Source organism: Enterobacter wuhouensis, from assembly GCF_035835995.1.
In the GTDB taxonomy this organism is placed as follows: Bacteria; Pseudomonadota; Gammaproteobacteria; order Enterobacterales; family Enterobacteriaceae; genus Enterobacter; species Enterobacter wuhouensis.
In genome coordinates this window covers 439,422-459,213 of sequence record NZ_CP142124.1, presented here as the reverse complement: position 1 = coordinate 459,213, position 19,792 = coordinate 439,422, and the positions used below count along the sequence as shown (strand labels likewise).

The following is a 19,792-nucleotide window of genomic DNA, read 5'->3' as shown; positions in this document are numbered from 1 at the left end:
ACCGGGCCTACGGTGATTGTCATCAAACTCCCCTCAACTCTTCAAACTCCCGCAACCTGCACTTAACCCAAATGTCATATTGATGCGCCAGCATGAGGCCACATTTATCGTGAGGCCCAGCACATGCAAACCGTCATCCGCGTCGAGAAACTGAGCAAGACCTTTCACCACAATAAGGCTCTGCACGCCGTTGATCTGACCGTCCAGCAGGGCGACATGGTGGCGCTGCTCGGGCCGTCCGGCTCGGGTAAATCCACCCTACTACGTCATTTAAGCGGCCTCATTACCTGCGATAAAACGCCGGAAAGCCACGTCGAACTGCTGGGCAACACCGTGCAGCGCGCCGGGCGGCTGGCGAACGATATCCGCAAAAGCCGCGCCCAGACGGGCTACATCTTCCAGCAGTTCAACCTGGTGAACCGCCTGACGGTGCTGGAGAACGTGCTGATTGGCGCGCTCGGCAGCACTCCGTTCTGGCGCACCTGTCTGCGCTGGTTCTCCCCTTCCCAGAAGCAGGAAGCCTTACAGGCGCTGACCCGCGTCGGCATGGCGCATTTCGCCCACCAGCGCGTCTCCACCCTGTCCGGTGGACAACAGCAGCGCGTCGCCATTGCCCGCGCGCTGATGCAGAAAGCAAAAATCATTCTTGCCGATGAACCCATCGCCTCGCTGGACCCGGAGTCCGCCCGCATCGTGATGGAAACCCTGCACGACATTAACCAGAACGACGGCATCACCGTAGTGGTGACGCTGCACCAGGTGGATTACGCCCTGCGCTACTGCGAGCGCATCGTGGCCCTGCGTCAGGGTCACGTGTTCTTTGACGGCGCGAGCCATCAGTTTGATAACGAACGTTTTGACCATCTCTACCGCAGCGTAAACCGCGTCGAAGAGCGCGCCCAGGCTGCATAACGTCCCCATAACGAGGAATGGACATGAGCTATAAAACGGTTGCCGCGCTGGCCTTCACCAGCATGTTCAGCATCAGCACTCTGCTAAGCCCGGCCCACGCCGAGGAGCAGGAAAAAGCGCTGAACTTTGGCATCATTTCGACGGAATCACAGCAGAACCTGAAGCCCCAGTGGGAGCCGTTCCTGAAAGATATGGAAACCAAGCTGGGGATCAAAGTGAACGCCTTCTTCGCCCCGGACTACGCGGGCATCATCCAGGGGATGCGCTTTAATAAAGTGGACATCGCCTGGTACGGCAACCTCTCCGCCATGGAAGCGGTAGACCGCGCGAACGGCCAGGTCTTCGCCCAGACCGTTGCGGCAGACGGCTCCCCGGGCTACTGGAGCGTGCTGATCGTCAACAAAGACAGCCCGATCAACAACCTCAACGACCTGCTCGCCAAACGCAAAGATCTGACGTTTGGCAACGGTGACCCGAACTCCACCTCCGGCTTCCTCGTCCCTGGCTATTACGTCTTCGCCAAAAACAACGCCTCCGCCAGCGACTTCAAACGCACGGTGAACGCCAGCCACGAAACTAACGCCCTGGCCGTGGCCAACAAGCAGGTGGACGTTGCCACCAACAACACCGAAAACCTCGACAAGCTGAAGACCTCCGCGCCGGACAAGCTGAAGGAAATCAAGGTCATCTGGAAATCGCCGCTGATCCCCGGCGATCCGATCGTGTGGCGTAAAAATCTCTCCGAAAGCACCAAGGACAAGGTGTACGACTTCTTTATGACCTATGGCAAAACGCCGGAAGAGAAAGCGGTTCTTGAACGTCTGGGCTGGGCACCGTTCCGCGCCTCCAGCGACCTGCAGCTGGTCCCGATTCGCCAGCTGGCGCTGTTCAAGCAGATGCAGGGCGTGAAGGACAACAAAGGGCTGAAGGACGAAGAGAAGACCAGCAAAGTCTCTGAAATTCAGGCCCAGCTGGACGATCTCGACCGCCTGACCGCCGCGCTCGGTGCAATGACCAGCGTGAATAAAGCAGTGCAGTAGTGCCTTTCTCCCTCTCCCCGTGGGAGAGGGCCGGGGTGAGGGCATCAGCGCGCACATTTCCCCCTCACCCTAACCCTCTCCCTCAGGGAGAGGGGACTAAACCCAAAGGAGCCAACATGCAAACCATCACCCTCCCGCCGCCGAAGCGCAGCTGGTTCTCGCTCATAAGCTGGGCCATCCTGCTGGCGGTGCTGGTTATCTCCTGGAAGGGCGCGGAAATGGATCCGCTGCTGCTCTTCAAAGACGCAGGCAACATGGCGACCTTCGCCGCCGACTTCTTCCCGCCGGACTTCAGCCAGTGGCAGGACTATCTCAGCGAAATGGCGGTCACCCTGCAAATCGCCGTCTGGGGCACCGCCCTTGCCGTCGTGCTCTCCATTCCGTTTGGCCTGATGAGCGCCGAAAACATCGTGCCGTGGTGGATATACCAGCCGATGCGTCGCCTGATGGACGCCTGCCGCGCCATCAACGAAATGGTGTTTGCCATGCTGTTCGTGGTGGCCGTCGGCCTGGGTCCGTTCGCCGGCGTCATGGCGCTGTTTATCCACACTACCGGCGTGCTCTCCAAGCTGCTCTCCGAAGCGGTCGAAGCCATCGAGCCCGGCCCGGTGGAAGGCATTCGCGCCACGGGCGCGAACAAAATCGAAGAGATCCTTTACGGCGTCCTGCCGCAGGTGATGCCGCTGCTGATCTCCTACTCCCTGTACCGCTTTGAGTCCAACGTCCGCTCCGCCACCGTGGTCGGCATGGTGGGCGCAGGCGGGATTGGCGTCACCCTGTGGGAAGCGATTCGCGGTTTCCAGTTCCAGCAAACCTGCGCACTGATGGTGCTCATCATCGTCACCGTCAGCCTGCTGGATTTCCTCTCTCAACGTTTGCGTAAGCACTTCATCTGAGAAACGAGGCTTTGTTTTCTATGCACTTATCCAGACATCCGACCAGTTACCCCACCCGCTGGCAGGAGATTGCGGCAAAGCTCGAAGTGGAGCTGCGCACGCACTACCGCTGCGGGGACTACCTGCCCGCCGAACAGCAGCTTGCCGACCGCTACGAGGTGAACCGACATACCCTGCGCCGCGCCATTGACCAGCTGGTCGAGCGCGGCTGGGTCCAGCGCCGTCAGGGCGTGGGCGTGCTGGTGCTGATGCGCCCGTTCGACTACCCGCTCAACGCCCAGGCGCGCTTCAGCCAGAACCTGCTGGATCAGGGCAGCCACCCGACCAGCGAAAAGCTGCTCTCGGTATTGCGCCCGGCCTCCAGCCACGTGGCGGACGCGCTGGGGATTCAGGAGGGCGATAACGTCATTCACCTGCGCACCCTGCGCCGCGTTAACGGTGTGGCGGTGTGCCAGATAGATCACTACTTCGCGGACCTCGCCCTCTGGCCTGCGCTGCAAAACTTTAGCAGCGGCTCGCTGCACGACTTTCTTCAGGATGCGACAGGCATTGCCCTCAAGCGCACCCAGACGCGCATCAGCGCCCGTCGCGCGCAGGCGAAAGAGAGCAAGGTGCTCGAAATCCCCAACATGGCCCCGCTGCTCTGCGTACGCACCCTCAACCACCGTGACGGCGAGATCAACGCGACGGAATACTCCGTCAGCCTGACCCGCGCCGACATGATCGAATTCACCATGGAGCACTGAATGCACTTCGACACCTCCACCCGACAGCGCTGGATGTGCGTGCTGGCCCACAGCCAGCCTGCCGCGCTCTCTGCCCGCATGAGCGCCCTGAGTCTGGCACCCGATTACGACACCCTCCGCCCCCCGGAGATCGGCCTCGTTCAGATCCAGGCGCGCATGGGCGGCACCGGCGAGCGCTTCTTCGCCGGAGACGCCACCCTCACCCGCGCGGCGATCCGTCTGAACAGCGGCACGCTGGGCTACAGCTACGTGCTGGGGCGCGACAAAGCGCACGCCGAGCGCTGCGCGGTGATCGACGCGCTTTTACAGGAACAACCCTATTTCCAGACGTTAATGGAAACCCTTATTGCCCCGCTGGAAGCCGACCGCGCCGCGCGCATTGCCGCACGTCAGGCCGAAGTGAACGCCAGCCGGGTCGACTTCTTTACGCTCGTTCGCGGAGACAACGCATGACGCTTCAACCTGCTTTTACCCTGGCCGTCCAGGATGCCCAACACAGTTTTCGCCGCCTGCTGAAAGCGATGAGCGAGCCGGGCGTGATCGTCTCGCTGCACCAGCTCTCCCAGGGCTGGCTGCCGCTGAACCTGGCGACCACCAGCGTGCTGCTGACGCTTGCCGACAACGACACCCCGGTGTGGCTCTCGGGCGCGCTGTCGAACGATATCGCCAGCCAGAACCTGCGTTTTCACACCAGCGCCCCGCTGGTCGATCAGCCCCAGCAGGCGGTTTTTGCCGTGGCCGACGAACAAATTAGCCATGAACAGCTCAACGCCCTGAGCGAAGGCAGCGCCGTCGCCCCGGAGACCAGCGCCACGCTGATCCTGCAGGTCTCCAGCCTGAGCGGCGGCCGCATGCTGCGCCTCACGGGGGCAGGCATCGCCGACGAGCGCATGGTCGCGCCGCAGCTGCCGGAGTGCATCATTCACGAGCTGACCGAACGCCCGCACCCGTTCCCGCTGGGCATTGACCTGATCCTGACCTGCGGCGAACGCCTGCTGGCAATCCCGCGGACCACCCACGTGGAGGTGTGCTGATGTACGTTGCCGTCAAAGGGGGCGAGAAGGCCATCGCCGCCGCCCATGCGCTACAGGCCCACAGACGACGGGGCGATGAACGGCTTCCCGAGCTGAGCGTCGCCCAGATTGAACAGCAGCTAAACCTCGCCGTCGACCGCGTGATGACCGAGGGCGGCATCGCCGACCGCGAGCTGGCGGCGCTGGCCCTGAAGCAGGCCAGCGGCGATAACGTGGAAGCCATCTTCCTGCTGCGCGCCTACCGCACCACGCTTGCCAGACTGGCGGTCAGCGAGCCGGTGAACACGGCAGAGATGCGCCTGGAGCGCCGCATTTCTGCCGTTTATAAAGACATCCCCGGCGGCCAGCTGCTTGGCCCGACCTACGACTACACCCATCGCCTGCTGGATTTTACCCTGCTGGCTAACGGCGACGCGCCGCAGCTCAGCAGCTCCGACGCCGAACAAGAACCGTCTCCGCATGTCTTCAGCCTGCTGGCGAGACAGGGTCTGGCGAAGGTGGAGGAAGATTCCGGCGCGCAGCCGGATGACATCACCCGCACGCCGCCGGTTTACCCGTGCTCGCGATCGTCCCGCCTGCAGCAGCTGATGCGCGGCGACGAAGGCTATCTGCTGGCGCTGGCCTACTCCACCCAGCGCGGCTACGGGCGCAACCACCCGTTTGCAGCCGACATTCGCAGCGGCTGCATCGACGTTGAAATCGTGCCGGAAGAGCTGGGATTTGCCGTAAACGTCGGCGAACTGCTGATGACGGAATGCGAAATGGTGAACGGATTTGTCGCGCCCGAAAATGAAGATCCGCACTTTACCCGCGGCTACGGGCTGGTATTCGGCCTCGGCGAGCGCAAGGCCATGGCAATGGCGCTGGTTGACCGCGCACTCCAGGCACCGGACTACGGCGAGCACGTAGCAGGCCCGGCGCAGGACGAAGAGTTCGTGCTGGCCCACGCGGATAACGTTGAGGCCGCAGGCTTCGTCTCGCACCTCAAGCTGCCGCACTACGTCGATTTCCAGGCCGAACTGGAACTGCTGAAACGCCTGCAACGGGAGCGCGCCAATGGCTAACTTAAGCGGCTACAACTTTGCCTATCTGGACGAGCAAACCAAACGCATGATCCGCCGCGCGATACTGAAAGCGGTCGCCATTCCGGGCTATCAGGTGCCGTTCGGCGGCCGCGAAATGCCGATGCCCTACGGCTGGGGCACGGGCGGTATTCAGATCACCGCCAGCGTGATCGGCGAGGCGGACGTGCTGAAGGTCATCGACCAGGGCGCAGACGACACCACCAACGCCGTGTCGATCCGAAGCTTCTTCCAGCGCGTCACCGGCGTCACCACCACCGAAAAAACCGAAGACGCGACGCTGATCCAGACCCGTCACCGCATCCCCGAAACCCCGCTGGCTGAAGATCAGATTTTGATTTTCCAGGTGCCAATTCCGGAGCCGCTGCGCTTTATCGAGCCGCGCGAAACGGAAACCCGCACCATGCACGCACTGGAGGAGTACGGGGTAATGCAGGTGAAGCTGTATGAGGATATCGCCCGCTTCGGCCATATCGCCACCACCTACGCCTACCCGGTGAAGGTCAACGGGCGTTACGTCATGGACCCGTCGCCGATCCCGAAATTCGATAACCCGAAGATGGACATGATGCCCGCCCTGCAGCTGTTCGGCGCCGGGCGCGAGAAACGCATCTACGCCGTCCCGCCTTACACCCGCGTGGAAAGTCTCGATTTCGACGATCACCCGTTTACGGTGCAGGAGTGGGACGAGCCGTGCGCCATCTGCGGATCCAAACACAGCTATCTGGACGAAGTGGTGCTGGACGACACGGGCAAACGGATGTTTGTCTGCTCCGACACCGATTACTGCCGCCAACAGAGCGAGGCGAACGGCCAATGAAACCGCTGCTTTCGGTTAATAACCTGACTCACCTTTATGCGCCGGGCAAAGGCTTTAGCGACGTGTCGTTCGAGCTATGGCCGGGCGAAGTGCTGGGGATCGTCGGCGAGTCCGGCTCCGGTAAAACCACCCTGCTGAAGTCCATCTCCGCGCGACTGACGCCGCAACACGGCGAGATCCTGTATCAGGGACGCTCCCTCTATGGCATAAGCGAGGCCGAGCGCCGCCGCCTGCTGCGCACCGAGTGGGGCGTGGTGCATCAGCACCCGATGGACGGCCTGCGCCGTCAGGTCTCCGCCGGGGGCAACATCGGCGAACGCCTGATGGCCACCGGCGCGCGCCACTACGGCAACATCCGCGCCACCGCCCGGCACTGGCTGGAAGAGGTGGAAATCCCCGCCTCGCGCATCGACGACCTGCCGACGACCTTCTCCGGTGGGATGCAGCAGCGTCTTCAGATTGCCCGCAACCTGGTCACCCATCCGAAGCTGGTGTTTATGGATGAACCCACCGGCGGGCTGGACGTCTCCGTGCAGGCGCGCCTGCTCGACCTGCTGCGCGGCCTGGTGGTGGAGCTGAACCTTGCAGTGGTGATTGTCACCCATGATTTAGGCGTTGCGCGCCTGCTGGCGGACCGTCTGCTGGTGATGAAGCAGGGCCAGGTGGTGGAAAGTGGGCTCACCGACCGGGTGCTCGACGATCCACACCATCCGTACACCCAGCTGCTGGTGTCGTCCGTATTGCAGAACTGAGGGCGCCACCCCGGCAAAACGAACGCAGTACCTTGTAGGCCGGGTAAGGCGAAGCCGCCACCCGGCAAGAAAACGCCACGAGGCCAACATGATCCACGTACAAAACGTAAGTAAGACCTTTGTGCTCCACCAGCAGAACGGCGTGCGCCTGCCGGTGCTGCAAAACGCCTCGTTAGAGGTCAAGAGCGGCGAATGCGTGGTGCTGCACGGCCACTCCGGCAGCGGAAAATCCACCCTGCTGCGCTCCCTGTACGCCAACTACCTGCCGGACGAAGGCCATATCCGCATTCGCCACAACGATGAGTGGATCGATCTGGTGCAGGCCCCCGCGCGTAAAGTGCTGGAAGTGCGCCGCACGACGATCGGCTGGGTGAGCCAGTTTCTGCGGGTGATCCCGCGGATCTCCGCCCTGGACGTGGTGATGCAGCCCCTGCTGGATCTCGGCGTGCCGCGTGAAACCTGCGCCGCCAAAGCCGCCAGCCTGCTGACGCGCCTCAACGTGCCGGAGCGCCTGTGGCATCTTGCCCCGTCGACCTTTTCCGGCGGCGAGCAGCAGCGCGTCAATATCGCGCGCGGGTTTATCGTCGACTACCCGATTCTGCTGCTGGATGAACCCACCGCCTCGCTCGACGATAAAAACAGCGCCGCCGTGGTGGCGCTGATCGAACAGGCCAAAGCGCGCGGGGCGGCGATCGTCGGGATCTTCCACGACGAAACCGTTCGCAGCCGCGTCGCAGACAGACTGCACCCAATGGGGAACAACGCATGATTATCAATAACGTCAGGCTGGTGCTGGAAAACGAGGTCGTCGACGGCTCGGTTGAAGTCCATGAAGGCGTTATTCGCGCCTTTGCCGAAACCCAGAGCCGCTCACCGGAGGCGATGGACGGCGAAGGCGGCTGGCTGCTGCCGGGGCTGATTGAGCTGCATACCGATAATCTGGACAAATTCTTCACCCCGCGCCCGAAGGTCGACTGGCCCGCCCATTCGGCGATGAGCAGCCACGACGCGCTGATGGTCGCCAGCGGCATCACCACCGTGCTGGACGCGGTGGCGATTGGCGATGTGCGCGACGGCGGCGACCGCCTGGAGAATCTGGAGAAGATGATCAACGCGGTAGAAGAGACGCAAAAGCGCGGCCTCAACCGCGCCGAGCACCGTCTGCACCTGCGCTGCGAGCTGCCTCACCACACTACCCTGCCGCTGTTTGAAAAGCTGGTCGGGCGCGAGCCGGTCTCGCTGGTCTCCCTGATGGACCACTCCCCGGGACAGCGCCAGTTCGCCAACATTGAAAAGTATCGCGAATACTATCAGGGCAAATACTCACTCAACGATGCCGAGATGGCGCGCTACGAGGAAGAGCAGCTGGCGCTTGCGGCCCAGTGGTCGCAGCCGAACCGCCTCAGCATTGCCGCGATGTGTCGTGACCGCAACATCGCGCTGGCCAGCCATGACGACGCTACGCACGATCACGTGCGTGAATCGCACCAGCTTGGCAGCGTGATCGCCGAATTCCCCACCACGTTTGAAGCAGCGGAAGCCTCCCGCAGGCACGGCATGAACGTGCTGATGGGCGCGCCGAACATCGTGCGCGGCGGATCGCACTCCGGCAACGTCGCGGCAAGCAGGCTCGCCTCCCTCGGCCTGCTGGATATTCTCTCCTCCGACTACTACCCTGCCAGCCTGCTGGATGCGGCGTTCCGGGTGGCGGACGACGAAGGCAACAGCTTCACGCTGCCGCAGGCGATTCGCCTGGTGACGAAAAACCCGGCCACCGCGCTCAATCTTCACGATCGCGGGGAAATCGCCGAAGGTAAGCGCGCGGATCTGGTGTTGGCCCACCGCAAGGGCGAACACGTTCATATCGACCACGTCTGGCGTCAGGGAAAAAGGGTGTTCTGATGGGAAGACTCATCTGGTTAATGGGGCCGTCCGGCTCCGGGAAAGACAGCCTGCTGTCGGCGCTGCGGCAGCATGAACACGCGCGACTGTTGGTCGCGCACAGGTACATCACGCGCGCGGCTAATGCGGGAAGCGAAAACCATATCGCCCTGAGCGAGCAGGAGTTTTTTACCCGCGCCGGGCAAAACCTGCTGGCGCTGAGCTGGCACGCCAACGGCTTTTACTATGGCGTGGGCATTGAAATCGACCTCTGGCTGCACGCGGGTTTTGACGTGCTGGTCAACGGCTCGCGCGCGCATCTGCCGCAGGCAAAAGCCCGGTATGAAGCGGCGCTGCTGCCGGTCTGTTTAAAGGTGTCGCCGGAGATCCTGCGTAACCGACTGCAAAATCGTGGCCGCGAAAGCGCAAAAGAGATAGACCAGCGTCTGGAGCGCGCGGCGCGCTACACCCCGTCGGGCTGTCACGTCCTCAATAACGACGGAAGTTTGCTACAGTCAGTCGAGACCTTTTTAACGCTGATCCGCCAGAAGGAGAAACAGCATGCCTGACTGCCAGCTTCGCCCCGCCACCGCCGACGACGCGCAGAGTGTTTACGCCCTCATCTGCGAGCTTAAGCAGTGTGAATTCGATCATCAGGCGTTTCATGCGGGCTATCTTGCCAACCTGCAGGACCACAACATGCGCTACCAGCTCGCCGAGCTTGACGGACAGGTCATCGGCATGATTGGGCTGCACATGCAGTTTCACCTGCATCATGCCCGCTGGATCGGTGAGATCCAGGAGCTGGTGGTGATGCCGCAGGCGCGTGGGCTAAAGGTGGGGAGCCAGCTGCTGGCCTGGGCAGAGGACGTCGCGCGGCAGGCTGGCGCTGAACTCACTGAACTTTCCACCAGCGTAAAGCGCGCCGACGCGCACCGTTTTTACGTTCGTGAAGGATACACGCAGAGCCATTTTCGATTCACCAAACCGCTGTAGAGGTGCGTTATGAGTCTGACAATCACGTTGACGGGAACGGGAGGGGCACAGCTGGTGCCGGTCTTTGGCTGCGACTGCGCGGCCTGCCGACGGGCGCGCCTGCAGGACAGCTTTCGCCGCCGCCCCTGCAGCGCGGTGGTCAAATTCAACGACGCGGTAACGCTGCTGGACGCGGGCATTCCGCACCTGATGGACGACTGGCCGGCGGGCAGCTTCCAGCAGTTTTTGCTCACGCACTACCATATGGATCACGTTCAGGGGCTGTTCCCCCTGCGCTGGGGCGTGGGCGCGACGATCCCGGTTTACGGTCCGCCGGACGAAGCGGGATGCGACGACCTGTTTAAGCACCCGGGGATTCTGGATTTCAGCCACACGGTCGAACCGTTTGTGATGTTTGAGCTTCAGGGGCTGCGGGTCACGCCGCTGCCCCTCAACCATTCGAAACTTACTTTCGGGTATCTGCTGGAATCGGCCCACAGCCGCGTGGCGTGGCTTTCCGATACTGCCGGGCTGCCGGAGAAAACGGTGAAGTTCCTGCTCAATAACCAGCCGCAGGCGATGATTATCGACTGCAGCCACGAACCGCGCGATGAGACGCCGCGAAACCATTGCGACCTAAATACCGTGATTGCGCTGAACGATGTCATTGGCTGCCCGCAGGTTATCCTGACGCACGTCAGCCATCAGTTTGACGTGTGGATGATGAATAACCCGCTGCCGCAGGGGATTGAGGCGGGGTATGACGGGATGGTATTAGTGCTGGATTAGGTTTTCTCCCTCTCCCGTGGGAGAGGGTTGGGGTGAGGGCAACAGGCCGCACTTAACCTCGATCGTAATCGTCTTCTAACCTGCGTTCATCCTCTTCTAACCGACGCCTATCGTCATCCAACTGGCGCTGACGCTCGTCTAATCGCTGGCGTCTGTCCTCAAGCTGTCGACGACGATCGTCGTACTGACGGCTGTCGATCTGGCGGCTGCGATCGTAACGATCGTCATCATCATTACGGCTGCTGCTGGGATTATAGGCATCGTTGATCGCCTGCTGAATGTTGCCAATAGCATCATCAACAATATCGGCATGAGCCAGCTGGCTGGTGAGTGACAGCAGACCAAATAACAGAACGGTAGAGTAACGTTTCATAGAGCCAGTCTCGCAGGTTGACTGGCTTTACGGTAATGAACGGCAGAAAGCTGGGGTAGCGGAGGAATCTCAAATTCTGTTGTGAACAACCCTCATCAGGCTTCAGGCATTTCCATTGAGCGGATCGCAAAAAAGTCCTGTGAGATACCCGCTCCTTTGTCCACCGTCTGCAGGTCGTGTACAAACCATGCGTACATTTCTGGCGGTGCGGTATCCAGGGGTAATGGCCGGGGTTTACCGAGGTTTGCCGCGTGGAAGTATTCCAGAAAACGCTTCGCACGCCGCAGCGCGGGTCCATATACGTTCGGAACGATATCCCTGCGTTTGTCCATGGGGTCCTGTTCCATACTGTTTCGCATCCTGATGGCGGTATCCTTTACGTCATCAAGCCAGCCCCAGTTTTGCTGCAATACGGCCAGTTCATTTGCATACTGCCCGGCGGTCTCTTTCGCCTCCTGCGTGATGCCTGCAAATCCCGCAGATGCGCCAGCAGAGGCCAGCACATCGCCGCGCTGTTTTTCATATTTCATGCATTCCGTGCGGTACTGATAGTACTGGCGACCCAGCCAGTCGATATAGCTGTCCAGATGACGGTTCTGGCATGCGGTGCTTAATGAAGTAAAGGGCAGCGCGCTCTGGTACGCCTCTGCCCACTGCAGGACGGACTGGTTTTTGACGTTGTCCTGGACGATGAAATACTCGGCAACAACGGGGTTGCTTTCGTTTAACGATTGAAAATCAGGGAAAGGCACGCCCGCCATGGTCGCCTCACGGTACATCCTGTGGAGCGCCACGCGACAAAGCTCCGCACTGGGCTTCTGTTCATCCGGTTTCAGCCCCCCGCCGATATCCTCCGCGCATCCGGGATAGAGTTCTTCCTTGTGCGCCGGGTTATTGCCGGTGCGGTACAGGCAGCGCCAGACGCGGGTTTCATGGGCGGCAACCAGATGCAGGCTTTTCTTTACCGACTCAGGCAAGGGGGTATCCTGGTCGATGGACTTGTCTCCCAGCAACACGCTAATCCCTTTTATCGGCCCGCCAAACGCAGAGATAAAGTAATCCACGCCGTTGTTGTTGCTGGCCGACGTGCGTCGCGAGCAGTCAAACAGGCCGGTAAAGACGATATCGACGGGTATGCCCTGGTAGGTGTATTTATCCCCCTCTTTCTTACAGATATCTTTCAGCAGACTGTCCAGGAATTTACGTGCCAGGGTAGCGCCGAGGTCAAAACCGAAAAGGGAGACAGAAATGAGTTTGACGGGGACCGGGCTGGCTGATTTTGCCCTCTCATAAAATCGCTCAAAGCGCATTTTCGCCGAGGCGATACGTGTATCAACGCCTGTTACCAGCATATCTGCGACAGCAGGGTTATCACGAATCCAGGGGGTAGCTTCGATGCTGGCTTTTTTAAGTGCATTCGTGGCTATATTTTTCCCCAGCTTTCTCCACTCTGCGGGTTTAAGAAGCTTTGCACCTTCATTTTTCAGGATCTCATACCAGTTTCCACCTTTGAATAATTCTCCGCCTGCTTCCTTCGCCATTTCAGCGGGCTGAGATTTGAGATCATCCTGCACATTACTTCTGGTACCATCTATTAATGCAGTGAGTTTGGTAGAAAGATCCTCGTTAAAGGGTGTACCAAGACCTGATATGTAGACCGTATCGTACGCTTCTCTTGACGTATTTTGTCTTTCGTCAGGAAATGCACGAAACAAACGGGCAATATTACTGAGTCGTTGCTCTGGCGCATCCTGTTCAATATTCCTGTGAATACCATCGAAAAAGAAACCCACATGCCAGATGCGTGAACAATTGTGTATGCCGTAATCTTCAGCCTGCTGTGCCCGGTTTGCCGCAGAAATGAGGCTTTCTATATCCATTAGTTATTATCCATTGTATTTAAGTGTGCCGCTTCTGGCCGTTTTTCATAAGGCGACCATGCGTTATCACTCCATCCCAAAAGGACTTTATCGCCAGGCAGAAAATGAACGTGTAAATCATTTTCGCCCTGCTTCCGTACTGGCATAGGCATTTCTGTGCGACGAGTTTCGAGACGCATACCTTTAAGATATTGTTCATGAGTAATATCCAGCGTCCAGATTATTTCAGCCTTATCCCCGCTAATATTCCCACAGCAGGTTGCCCCTCCTCCCCCTTGCGCAAAGGCATTCGCCCCCGCCACGCCATTTACGCTAAACCCCAGAATGGGCCTGTCAATTTCACTGTGAATAATCAGCGTCACCGGACCTGACGGCGGTCCCCAGACCGCAGCCCATACCGACCAGCCAAGATAAATCACCACCGGCAGTACCAGTGCTCCCCAGAGCCACTTTCCCCAGCGGGCATAACCGCGACTCACGGCGCTGTCTATTTTTTGATATTTACCGAACCATCCCATTATTTTGTTTCCCTGTTATTAGCATTCTCCTGATGCGTTTCATAAGGCGACCATGCGTTATCACTCCATCCCAACAGGACTTTATCGCCCGGCAGAAAATGAACGTGTAAATCATTTTCGCCTTTTTTTCGTTGTGGCAGTGGCATTGTCAGTCGATGAACTTCTGTTCGTACTCCAGCCTTGTATTGAGCAAGGGTGTAATCGACAGTCCAGATAATTTCAGCTTTATTCCCGCTTATGCTGCCGCAGCAGGTTGCTTTGCCGCCGCCATGCGCAAATGCATTTGCACCCGCCACGCCGTTTACGCTAAACCCTCTTATTGGCCTGTCAATTTCACTGTGAATAATCAGCGTCACCGGCCCCGACGGTGGTCCCCAGACCGCAGCCCATACCGACCAGCCAATATAAATCACCACCGGCAGTATCAGTGCACCCCAAATCCATTTCCCCCAGTGGGCATAACCCCGGTTAACCGCACCGTCTATTTTTTTATACACGCTGAAAAATCCCATGATGCATTTTCATCCCTGATGTTGAACGTTATTTCTTATGGCTTGCTCCAGCGAGACTTTCCCCTGAGCCACATTTTCTAATGCAGATTGCATATTTTCTGACGCCAAAATTTTTCTACCACCATTGAGATAAAAAAGGGCATACAGCTTTTGCTCTGTGCCCGCTTTCATTTTCGCCTCGCAGGCTTTGTTCAGCGCTTTTTTGACCATATCTCTTTGTACACACGGAGCAAAATGCTGGCTGGAGGGCAATTTTTGCCAGGCGGTTAATACGCTGGTGACAACCGGTTCATCCGAGATGTATTGCCATTCTTCTTTATTCAGCCGTATGGCGCTGTCTCTCGCATTTATCACCAGTGAAGGTGGAATATTTACAGGATACCATCCATTTTTTTCAGGTGCCCACCACTGTGAAACACCTCTGAATAACATACTATGCCATTCCCGGTCGTTATGGCTTGCCAGCAAACTCATCACATCCCGCGTATAAAAACGCACTAAAGCCGCTGCTCCATCGGGCGAAATAAGTGTGCATGCCGCAGAAAGCTGAACGGCTAATGCCTCTCCTGTGCGTGAAGAGCCGATAACAGCGGTTAAACCCGGCATGGAATCAATATAATGCTGTAGCGTCTCCGTATTTTTTAATACGAGCAGCCAGGGGCCATAGTTTCTGAACTCAGCAAGCTGCGGATGGAGATACAGCGAATACAGAGCCGATACATGTTCGTTATAAAAAGCCTGAAAAGCTTCCGGTGTTTGCGCACCGCCTTCCAGCATCAGAAAGATATGAGTGTGAGTGTGAGTGGATTCAGATAGCGCCTGCATCATATTTGCGACATCCATTGACTACGCTCCCTGAACCATAGCGCCGTTAGCTTTGATGGCATTGAGGAGACACTCAATGCATATTGTGCTATTAAGCGGTGGATATTGACCCGGAAGAAGCGGAATGTTTAACGGCATTGTGGCTGGTCCGGCTTTCATGGTCCTCTTAGTCCGGCGCATATACGTCGCCGTCGTGCCGTACTCGACTTTTCCCGCCTCCAGCCGCAGGTAGCTCCCCCCGCCGATAAGCGTGATGCGCTTTTTCCCCGCAAACGAGATGTCGCTCGCCGAGCTTATCGTCAGCTTCTTCTCCGCAAACAGCCTCATATTGCCGTTCTGCGCCTGCACCTCCACCGGGCCCTCGCTGGCCTTCAGGCTCAGCTGGCCGGTCCGCGCAAACAGCCCGAGCTTTTCTCCTGCGTGGCCAGCCATATTCCCCATAACGCCAGTGCTGATGTCCCCGCCTGCATTAATGGCGACATTTTTGCTGGCCGCCAGCTGCAGGTGCTCCCCGCTGGTCAGGGCCATCCCTTCCGGGGCCGACATCAGCAGCGCCTCGTTCAGCGGCTTCAGCCGCTCCTCAAACATCCGTATCTGGCTGTCCACGTCCGCCTTCAGGGCCTGCGCCTGCTCCGCCGCGATTTCCAGCTGCTGCAGCTGCTCGTTAAGCCGGTCGATTTCCTTCAGCGCAGCGCTCATATCCAGTGCGTCACCCTGCGCTTTCGCCTGCGCGTCCGCGCTGACGAACAGGCCCTTTCCGGCGCGAATAGCCCCGTATTCATCCGTGCGCAGTTCTGCGCCCGTGCCGCGACGTTGCCCCTGGCTGTCCACCAGATGCCCGCTGTTGAGCTGGGTTTTCCCGTACTCCGTGGCGAGCTTGATGTGCTCCTCCCCGCGCCGGTCCTCCATCCGCAGCTTGTTGTTTGCGGGCGTGCGCAGCACGTTGCGCGTGTGGTTGTCGCGGGTGACGTGGTCCGGGTGCTCAGAGTCGTGCAGCGCATACGCGATGTACGGCAGGTCAATATCACCATTGCTGAACGCAATCGCCACTTCCGTCCCGTCGGTGAGCGGCGTATGCCAGCCCAGCGTTTCACCGGCATACGGTTTCGCCATCCGCAGCCACAGATACCCGTAACCGGGTTCCGTCCCCTCCCGGTCGAAGTCCGGCTTCACCCGGTAGCGCCCCTGCTCGTCCAGGTGAGCGTAGATATCGTTCTTTTCCCGGCTCTCAATCCGCGCCGGAAGCGTACCGTGAATTTCCGGGCGCGGGATGTCCGCCGGGCGGAAACAGTAACGCTCGGTGTAGGGCATGCCCCAGACCGACACGTGCAGACGGGAATCACGGGCTCCCCGGCAGGTCACAAGCGTGAGAAGCACGCCCTCTTTCAGGGCCGTAATGACATCACCCTGCGGCTCCAGCACCTGACCGGGCGCGAGGTGTGAGGCGTTGCTGAACAGGTGGATACGGGCTGATTTATTGAGCTCCCGCTCGTGGTGAAGCCGGGCGTAAAACGCGCCGGACTCGGTTTCCGGCTCCGGGCTGGCGTCGTCACCCGCGTCACGGTAAGGCGCTGCGTAGCGGTAATGCTCCCCGGTGGTGACCGCATCACTGCGCACGCTGACCGTCGCATCCATCGGCGTGGAGGCGGTCCGGTAGTTGTAATCACGTGTGGTAACGGTGCCGGTGGCAATCCTGTGCCACGTCCGCACATCCCAGACCGACTCTGCCGCACCGTCAAACAGCCCCGATGGCTCGCGGTAAGGCAGGCGCACGTCAAACCGGTAGTTAAGCTGGCTGTCGGCCAGGATGTAGGTATCCAGACCGCGCACGTCGTCCATCTCCGTACGCCAGTAAATCCCCACCTCAGACAGAATACGCTGAATGAACTGCAAATCCGTTTCCCGCCACTGGGTGATAATTTCACGCGGCGGGTAGGTGCGCTCCAGCCTGAATTCAAAATCAGGTCCCTCCAGCCCGTGTCTGCGCAGCACCTGCTCCACCACTTCCGGAACGGACTGGTTCTGAAATACGGCGCACTGCCGGGTGTGTGCCAGGAGCGCCAGGCGGGAACTGAGCGTGAGCCGGTAGCGGGACTGGTCCCTGGATGTGGACAGCCACTCCAGGCGAGTCACTATGCCGTGGACACTTTTGCCGCCACGCATCCGCAACGAGGCATATTTCATCAGCACTTGTTCCGGGGGAATGTTCGCCTGTTGAGTAGTGAACTCAATATCCCATTTAAACGGCTCGCTCAGGGCTTCCCTACCGTAAAAGCGCAGGACATCCGGCTTCACCGGGCTGTCGTTAATCGCAAGGGTGTAGCGGGTCTGTCCGTCGAAAAGCGCTGACCAGTTATCCATAACAAAGACCTGATTTAACTTAGGGTTAAATCAGGATGGTTGCATGGAGAAGCGATTCTGTAAATGACTGAAACAGGAGTTAAATTCTGAAAATAATTCAGGAATCTCAAATAACCATCACCTTCCGCAGCGCCTGCGCCAGCTGCATCCGCGTAAACGGCTTACGCAGTAGCTGAACGTCCGGCAGCTGCGGGTTATGCGCCGGACGCAAATCCTGCCCGCTGATCAGCAGCACCGGAAGCTGCGGATAATGGCTGCGCGCTTGGTTCACCACCTCAGCCCCGCTCAGGCTTCCGGGCAGCATCAGGTCGCTGATAAACATGCCAATATCCCGCGACGCTGCCAGCATCTTTAATGCCTGCTCGCCATCCTCAGCTTCGAGCGTCAGGTAGCCGAGCTGGTGCAGCTGCTCGCACAGGGTCTGGCGCACGTCCGCCTCATCTTCCAGTACCAGCACCAGCCGTTCGCCGTCAGCGGACGTCGCGGCAGGCAGCGCTTCATCATCTGCAGCGGCGGGCAGCACCGATCGCGGCAGATGAAGCCGGACGGTCGTTCCCTGCCCCGGCGCGCTTTCAATCTCGACCCGTCCTCCGGACTGGCGCACAAAGCCATACACCATCGACAGGCCTAATCCGCTCCCGCTCCCGGTCTGCTTGGTGGTGAAGAACGGCTCAAAAACCTGCGATTTCACCTCCTGCGACATGCCGCTGCCGTGGTCGATCACCTCCAGCGCAACCATATCCTGCTTTCGCCCGTCGCTGCGGGTCACGCGCTGGTTCCATGTCCGAATTTTAATCACACCGCTTTGCCCCTCCATCGCATCGCGCGCGTTCATCACCAGGTTGATAATGGCGTTTTCCAGCTGGCTGACGTCTATCCACGCGGGCCAGGCCGGGGATTGCGCTTCTATCTCAAGGGTGAGGGTGGCAGGAAGGGAGTGGCGCATCAGCTCACGGAGGTTCTCCAGCAGCGGCTGCATCTCTACCGCATGCGGCGTCAGGGATTGCTTGCGTGAGAAGGCCAGCAGGCGCTGAGTCAGCAGCGCCCCGCGCTCGGCGGCCTTAAGCGCCCGGGTGATGCGCGGCGCGTCTTTTGATTCGGGGTCGGTCAGCTCCAGGCTGCCGATAATCACCGCCAGCAGATTGTTAAAATCATGCGCCAGCCCGCCGGTCAGCTGCCCGACCGCCTTCATCTTCTGGCTGTGCAGCAGCGCCTCTTCCAGCCCCTGACGCTCGACGCGGTCGATCTCCATCTGCGTGGTTTTCTCTTTCAGCAGGCGCGTGGTGTGCTCAAGCGAGGCGGTATTGCGGGCAAAAACGTTAAACGCGCGCGCCAGCTCGCCCAGCTCGTCGCGCCGCTGCAGCGCGGGCACCGACACATTCTGCTCCCCATGGGCGAGACGCGACATCGCCCGGGAAATGGCCGTCAGGTTAGAGGCCAGATTGCGGTAGATATACCAGCAGGCGCACCCGGTAATGATCAGCGCCAGCACGGCGAAGATGCTGATAAACACGCTGATGGATTGCAGCTCGTGGTGACTCTGGGCGGTACGAAGCCGGGAGGCATTCGCCACCTGCTCAACGTACTGATTGATGTCGCTGTTAAGTATCGCCACCAGCGCCTTGATGTGGAACATATACCAGCTGATCGCCAGATCGCTCTCCTCCAGCTGCTTCGACAGCGGAGCAAGCTTGTGCAGCTCGTCGTTGAAATCCGGCAGGACGACGTTCACGACGGGCTGCGCTGCGCGTCGGGGAAGCGTCGCCGTGACGGCGTCCAGTTGATGAACCGTGGCGCTCGGCGAAGGGGTGCCGATGGCGGCGACGATCAGCCTGTCCATTTCCATCAGCTGCCGCGCATCCGGGACGTTGCTGCCGTAGCGGCGATTAATATCCTGAAGATGGCGCAGGTAGCTCTGGCTTTGATAGAGCGAACTTAGCAGCGCGTTACGCTCCAGATGACGCCGCTGTCCGCGCTCCAGCATTCCCGTCACGCTCTGCTGTAGCTCATTGCTTCGTTGAATAATGCGCGCCACCAGCGCTGGCTCCTGCTGCGCCAGCGGCGCATCCGCAAGCTGTTCCAGCGAGCGCCGCAGCGCCATTTGCGTCTGCTTTAATCGTTCGGCTTCGCCTTTATATTCCAGCGCCCCGACCACCTGCGACAGCCGCACCGCCGCCGTCGCCACGCTGGCGGTATCACGCGCGAGGTTCATGCTGCCGGTCATGTCATCCAGCGTTTGCTGCTGCACCTGCTCCTGGATCTGGCTGGCATGACGAAAGCCGAGCACCGCCACGCCGCTGACCATCAGCGTCACCGCCACCACCAGCAGATTAAAAATCAGCAGGCGTCCGCGGGCGCTGGCGAAGAACGGAGGGCGTGATGGCATGGGGTTGGGC

The 19,792-nt window shown here is 59.6% G+C and carries 21 protein-coding genes; 14 read left to right on the top strand and 7 right to left on the bottom strand.

Features of this window, described 5'->3' with window-relative positions; all coding sequences use genetic code 11:
• The first annotated feature begins 123 nt into the window (after positions 1-123).
• The 14 genes from phnC (at position 124) to phnP (ending at position 10,927) form a co-directional block, all read left to right on the top strand.
• Positions 124-912, top strand: a complete 789-nt coding sequence (gene phnC, locus VPX56_RS02240) for a phosphonate ABC transporter ATP-binding protein (protein ID WP_326469615.1) — start codon at positions 124-126, stop codon at positions 910-912.
• A gap of 23 nt (positions 913-935) precedes the next feature.
• Positions 936-1,952, top strand: coding sequence for a phosphonate ABC transporter substrate-binding protein (phnD, locus tag VPX56_RS02235; protein WP_326469613.1), 1,017 nt, complete (start codon positions 936-938; stop codon positions 1,950-1,952).
• A gap of 116 nt (positions 1,953-2,068) precedes the next feature.
• Positions 2,069-2,848 (top strand): phosphonate ABC transporter, permease protein PhnE, encoded by a 780-nt coding sequence (gene phnE, locus VPX56_RS02230; RefSeq protein WP_023310092.1) that lies wholly within the window; start codon positions 2,069-2,071, stop codon positions 2,846-2,848.
• Positions 2,849-2,868: 20 nt separating this feature from the next.
• Positions 2,869-3,594, top strand: coding sequence for a phosphonate metabolism transcriptional regulator PhnF (phnF, locus tag VPX56_RS02225; protein ID WP_131635942.1), 726 nt, complete (start codon positions 2,869-2,871; stop codon positions 3,592-3,594).
• Complete coding sequence (gene phnG / locus VPX56_RS02220; RefSeq protein ID WP_131635941.1) at positions 3,595-4,047, top strand: phosphonate C-P lyase system protein PhnG; 453 nt, start codon at positions 3,595-3,597, stop codon at positions 4,045-4,047.
• Positions 4,044-4,628, top strand: coding sequence for a phosphonate C-P lyase system protein PhnH (gene phnH / locus VPX56_RS02215; RefSeq protein ID WP_032662532.1), 585 nt, complete (start codon positions 4,044-4,046; stop codon positions 4,626-4,628). Before phnG ends, phnH begins: the two co-directional genes overlap by 4 nt.
• Positions 4,628-5,692, top strand: a complete 1,065-nt coding sequence (locus VPX56_RS02210) for a carbon-phosphorus lyase complex subunit (protein WP_326469608.1) — start codon at positions 4,628-4,630, stop codon at positions 5,690-5,692. The genes phnH and VPX56_RS02210 overlap by 1 nt, the downstream gene beginning before the upstream one ends.
• Complete coding sequence (locus tag VPX56_RS02205) at positions 5,685-6,530, top strand: alpha-D-ribose 1-methylphosphonate 5-phosphate C-P-lyase PhnJ (protein WP_326469606.1); 846 nt, start codon at positions 5,685-5,687, stop codon at positions 6,528-6,530. Before VPX56_RS02210 ends, VPX56_RS02205 begins: the two co-directional genes overlap by 8 nt.
• Positions 6,527-7,282 (top strand): phosphonate C-P lyase system protein PhnK, encoded by a 756-nt coding sequence (gene phnK / locus VPX56_RS02200; RefSeq protein ID WP_326469604.1) that lies wholly within the window; start codon positions 6,527-6,529, stop codon positions 7,280-7,282. Before VPX56_RS02205 ends, phnK begins: the two co-directional genes overlap by 4 nt.
• Positions 7,283-7,370: 88 nt before the next feature.
• Positions 7,371-8,051 carry a phosphonate C-P lyase system protein PhnL gene (phnL, locus tag VPX56_RS02195; protein WP_326469602.1) on the top strand — a complete coding sequence of 227 codons (681 nt, stop codon included), beginning with the start codon at positions 7,371-7,373 and terminating at the stop codon, positions 8,049-8,051.
• On the top strand, positions 8,048-9,184 hold the full coding sequence (gene phnM, locus VPX56_RS02190; RefSeq protein WP_326469600.1) for an alpha-D-ribose 1-methylphosphonate 5-triphosphate diphosphatase: 1,137 nt from the start codon (positions 8,048-8,050) through the stop codon (positions 9,182-9,184). The genes phnL and phnM overlap by 4 nt, the downstream gene beginning before the upstream one ends.
• A complete protein-coding gene (gene phnN / locus VPX56_RS02185) occupies positions 9,181-9,732 on the top strand; it encodes a ribose 1,5-bisphosphokinase (RefSeq protein WP_326471935.1) in 552 nt (183 codons plus the stop codon). Before phnM ends, phnN begins: the two co-directional genes overlap by 4 nt.
• Entirely contained in the window at positions 9,725-10,159 is a 435-nt protein-coding gene (phnO, locus tag VPX56_RS02180; RefSeq protein ID WP_326469598.1) for an aminoalkylphosphonate N-acetyltransferase, read from the top strand. Before phnN ends, phnO begins: the two co-directional genes overlap by 8 nt.
• A 9-nt stretch (positions 10,160-10,168) precedes the next feature.
• Positions 10,169-10,927: a phosphonate metabolism protein PhnP gene (gene phnP / locus VPX56_RS02175; RefSeq protein WP_131635933.1), complete on the top strand. Its 759-nt coding sequence runs from the start codon at positions 10,169-10,171 to the stop codon at positions 10,925-10,927.
• A gap of 52 nt (positions 10,928-10,979) precedes the next feature.
• On the opposite strand, the gene yjdP is transcribed toward phnP, so the two are convergent.
• The 7 genes from yjdP to VPX56_RS02140 all read right to left on the bottom strand — a co-directional run bounded on the left by yjdP (position 10,980) and on the right by VPX56_RS02140 (position 19,782).
• Positions 10,980-11,300 carry a DDRRRQL repeat protein YjdP gene (yjdP, locus tag VPX56_RS02170; protein ID WP_131635932.1) on the bottom strand — a complete coding sequence of 107 codons (321 nt, stop codon included), beginning with the start codon at positions 11,298-11,300 and terminating at the stop codon, positions 10,980-10,982.
• A 95-nt stretch (positions 11,301-11,395) separates the two neighbouring features.
• Positions 11,396-13,180 (bottom strand): DUF2235 domain-containing protein, encoded by a 1,785-nt coding sequence (locus VPX56_RS02165; RefSeq protein WP_326469594.1) that lies wholly within the window; start codon positions 13,178-13,180, stop codon positions 11,396-11,398.
• The gene (locus VPX56_RS02160; protein WP_326469593.1) at positions 13,180-13,698 is read right to left on the bottom strand and encodes a DUF3304 domain-containing protein; all 519 of its coding nucleotides are present in this window, start codon (positions 13,696-13,698) and stop codon (positions 13,180-13,182) included. The genes VPX56_RS02165 and VPX56_RS02160 overlap by 1 nt, the downstream gene beginning before the upstream one ends.
• A complete protein-coding gene (locus VPX56_RS02155; protein ID WP_326469591.1) occupies positions 13,698-14,210 on the bottom strand; it encodes a DUF3304 domain-containing protein in 513 nt (170 codons plus the stop codon). Before VPX56_RS02155 ends, VPX56_RS02160 begins: the two co-directional genes overlap by 1 nt.
• A gap of 9 nt (positions 14,211-14,219) precedes the next feature.
• Positions 14,220-15,053, bottom strand: coding sequence for a DUF4123 domain-containing protein (locus VPX56_RS02150; protein ID WP_326469589.1), 834 nt, complete (start codon positions 15,051-15,053; stop codon positions 14,220-14,222).
• 3 nt (positions 15,054-15,056) lie between these two features.
• A complete protein-coding gene (locus tag VPX56_RS02145; protein ID WP_326469587.1) occupies positions 15,057-17,396 on the bottom strand; it encodes a type VI secretion system Vgr family protein in 2,340 nt (779 codons plus the stop codon).
• 106 nt (positions 17,397-17,502) lie between these two features.
• Positions 17,503-19,782 carry an ATP-binding protein gene (locus tag VPX56_RS02140; RefSeq protein WP_326469585.1) on the bottom strand — a complete coding sequence of 760 codons (2,280 nt, stop codon included), beginning with the start codon at positions 19,780-19,782 and terminating at the stop codon, positions 17,503-17,505.
• Positions 19,783-19,792 lie beyond the last annotated feature (10 nt).

Excerpts from the sequence above, each read along its gene's own strand:
- VPX56_RS02140 (WP_326469585.1), bottom strand. The coding sequence starts at position 19,782 with ATGCCATCACGCCCTCCGTTCTTCGCCAGCGCCCGCGGACGCCTGCTG.
- phnG (WP_131635941.1), top strand. The coding sequence starts at position 3,595 with ATGCACTTCGACACCTCCACCCGACAGCGCTGGATGTGCGTGCTGGCC.
- phnE (WP_023310092.1), top strand. The coding sequence starts at position 2,069 with ATGCAAACCATCACCCTCCCGCCGCCGAAGCGCAGCTGGTTCTCGCTC.
- VPX56_RS02205 (WP_326469606.1), top strand. The coding sequence starts at position 5,685 with ATGGCTAACTTAAGCGGCTACAACTTTGCCTATCTGGACGAGCAAACC.
- phnL (WP_326469602.1), top strand. The coding sequence starts at position 7,371 with ATGATCCACGTACAAAACGTAAGTAAGACCTTTGTGCTCCACCAGCAG.
- VPX56_RS02145 (WP_326469587.1), bottom strand. The coding sequence starts at position 17,396 with ATGGATAACTGGTCAGCGCTTTTCGACGGACAGACCCGCTACACCCTT.
- phnC (WP_326469615.1), top strand. The coding sequence starts at position 124 with ATGCAAACCGTCATCCGCGTCGAGAAACTGAGCAAGACCTTTCACCAC.
- yjdP (WP_131635932.1), bottom strand. The coding sequence starts at position 11,300 with ATGAAACGTTACTCTACCGTTCTGTTATTTGGTCTGCTGTCACTCACC.
- phnO (WP_326469598.1), top strand. The coding sequence starts at position 9,725 with ATGCCTGACTGCCAGCTTCGCCCCGCCACCGCCGACGACGCGCAGAGT.
- phnM (WP_326469600.1), top strand. The coding sequence starts at position 8,048 with ATGATTATCAATAACGTCAGGCTGGTGCTGGAAAACGAGGTCGTCGAC.
- phnF (WP_131635942.1), top strand. The coding sequence starts at position 2,869 with ATGCACTTATCCAGACATCCGACCAGTTACCCCACCCGCTGGCAGGAG.
- phnK (WP_326469604.1), top strand. The coding sequence starts at position 6,527 with ATGAAACCGCTGCTTTCGGTTAATAACCTGACTCACCTTTATGCGCCG.
- VPX56_RS02150 (WP_326469589.1), bottom strand. The coding sequence starts at position 15,053 with ATGGATGTCGCAAATATGATGCAGGCGCTATCTGAATCCACTCACACT.
- VPX56_RS02155 (WP_326469591.1), bottom strand. The coding sequence starts at position 14,210 with ATGGGATTTTTCAGCGTGTATAAAAAAATAGACGGTGCGGTTAACCGG.
- phnH (WP_032662532.1), top strand. The coding sequence starts at position 4,044 with ATGACGCTTCAACCTGCTTTTACCCTGGCCGTCCAGGATGCCCAACAC.
- VPX56_RS02165 (WP_326469594.1), bottom strand. The coding sequence starts at position 13,180 with ATGGATATAGAAAGCCTCATTTCTGCGGCAAACCGGGCACAGCAGGCT.
- VPX56_RS02160 (WP_326469593.1), bottom strand. The coding sequence starts at position 13,698 with ATGGGATGGTTCGGTAAATATCAAAAAATAGACAGCGCCGTGAGTCGC.
- phnD (WP_326469613.1), top strand. The coding sequence starts at position 936 with ATGAGCTATAAAACGGTTGCCGCGCTGGCCTTCACCAGCATGTTCAGC.
- VPX56_RS02210 (WP_326469608.1), top strand. The coding sequence starts at position 4,628 with ATGTACGTTGCCGTCAAAGGGGGCGAGAAGGCCATCGCCGCCGCCCAT.
- phnP (WP_131635933.1), top strand. The coding sequence starts at position 10,169 with ATGAGTCTGACAATCACGTTGACGGGAACGGGAGGGGCACAGCTGGTG.